A 1,641-nucleotide genomic window follows, 5' to 3' on the forward strand; every position below is an offset into this window, starting at 1 on the left:
GCATGGAAGGGATCTACCAGCTCATCCGTGCCGAACAGCGCATCACCGCCGCGGTGCCGGACGCGGAGATAGCCGCCGACATCTGGGACCTGCCCGACCACCTGCGACCGGTACCCGTCGTGGTCCTGGTCGACGAGGTCGCCGAACTCGCCCTGTTCGCCAGCAAGGACGAGGAGAAGCGGCGCGACCGCATCATCACCGCCCTGGTCCGCCTCGCCCAGCTCGGCCGCGCGGCCGGCATCTACCTGGAAATCTGCGGCCAGCGCTTCGGCTCCGAACTCGGCAAGGGCATCACCATGCTCCGCGCCCAGCTCACCGGCCGCACCGCGCACCGCGTCAACGACGAGACATCCGCCAACATGGCCTTCGGCGACATCTCCCCGGACGCCGTCCTCGCCGCCATCCAGATCCCCGCTGAACTGCGCGGTCTGGCCATCGCCGGGGACTCGACCGGTGGCTGGCACCGTATTCGCGCGCCGCACACCTCGCTCCGGCAGGCTGTCAACACCTGCAACCGGTATGCCGACCGGACCCCGGACCTGCCCGAGCTGGCCTCCTTCCGGCCCGAACTGACCAGTTCCTCTGAGGCCCCGGTGCCACTGTCCAAGACGGCCCCCGTCACGGCCTGACTTCCCCCACACCACGGTCGGCGCGACCGCTTCGCGCCAGGTCCCTACCCCTGCCATGCCTGATCCCAGAAAGGCCCTCCCGATGTTCTGCGAGCACTGCGGCGACCTCGACGGCGCCGAGACCGGTATCGACCACGACGAACGGGACTGCCCCTGGTACGAGACCGCCGCCGACGACACCCCGGAGGACTGACGCCATGTGCCCCGACTGCGAGGACTTCGCCCGCACCGTCCTGCTCCTGGGCCAGCTCGCCCTCTACGCCGACACCACCGGCGCGGACCTCGACTTCGTGGACGCCGTCAGCCCGTCCCTGGCCGCTTCGCTCCCGCAGCCGCCGACCGGTGAGGAGTCCTGATGGCCGGCCGTCACGGTTTGCGCGTCGACGCCGTCCTGGTCCAGGCCGTCATCGCTGGAGCCTTGTCCTTCGCCCACCTGCACGACCTGGCCGCCGCTGCCGGACAGGACGGCTGGAAGGCCTGGGCCTACCCCGTCTCCGTCGACCTGCTCCTGGTCGCCGCCTGGCGACGGCTCCGCAGCGAGGGCCCGTCCCGCTTGGCCTGGTGCTGGTTCCTCATCGCCCTCTTCGCCTCGCTGGGCGCGAACGTCGCCACCGCCGGATTCCTCGACCTGACCGACCCGCCCGCCCTACTGCGCCTGGGCATCGCCGGATGGCCCGCACTGGCCTTCCTCGGCGGCACCCTCCTCGCCCACTCCGCCAAGCAACCGCCGACCGAACCGCCGGCACCCGCCCCGGCCCCGGAACCCGAGATCGCGGACGACCGTGAACCGGCCTCCGCACTCGCCCCGGACCCGGAGCCCGCTCCGGCCCCGGTGGAGGAGCCGGCGGCGCTCCCGCCTGCCGATCCGGTGCCCGCGGTTCCCGCCGTCCTGGTCGACCACGCCCGCAAGGTTGCCGCCGACTACCGCGACCGCACCGGCGCCCCCATCGACACCGACACCCTGCGCGCCCGCCTCGGCGTCCCGCCCCACCTCGCCGACGCCATCGCCGCC

General features: G+C 72.5%; 4 protein-coding genes. All 4 read left to right on the forward strand.

The window, feature by feature from the left end; translation table 11 throughout:
* Positions 1-629 (forward strand): FtsK/SpoIIIE domain-containing protein (locus IG05_RS0140855; RefSeq protein ID WP_030349157.1); only part of this gene is annotated, 629 nt, incomplete at its 5' end.
* 55 nt (positions 630-684) lie between these two features.
* Positions 685-822, forward strand: a complete 138-nt coding sequence (locus IG05_RS48185; RefSeq protein ID WP_158839157.1) for a hypothetical protein — start codon at positions 685-687, stop codon at positions 820-822.
* Between the two features lie 4 nt (positions 823-826).
* A complete protein-coding gene (locus IG05_RS48730) occupies positions 827-985 on the forward strand; it encodes a hypothetical protein (protein WP_199808486.1) in 159 nt (52 codons plus the stop codon).
* The coding region (locus IG05_RS0140870) for a DUF2637 domain-containing protein (protein ID WP_030349158.1) at positions 985-1,641 on the forward strand (657 nt) is incomplete at its 3' end. The genes IG05_RS48730 and IG05_RS0140870, both read left to right, overlap by 1 nt.

Source organism: Streptomyces sp. NRRL S-1022 (assembly GCF_000720135.1).
GTDB lineage: Bacteria > Actinomycetota > Actinomycetes > Streptomycetales > Streptomycetaceae > Streptomyces.

Bases quoted from the DNA above. Each gene is read 5' to 3' on its own strand.
- IG05_RS48730 (WP_199808486.1), top strand. From the start codon at position 827: ATGTGCCCCGACTGCGAGGACTTCGCCCGCACCGTCCTGCTCCTGGGC.
- IG05_RS48185 (WP_158839157.1), top strand. From the start codon at position 685: ATGCCTGATCCCAGAAAGGCCCTCCCGATGTTCTGCGAGCACTGCGGC.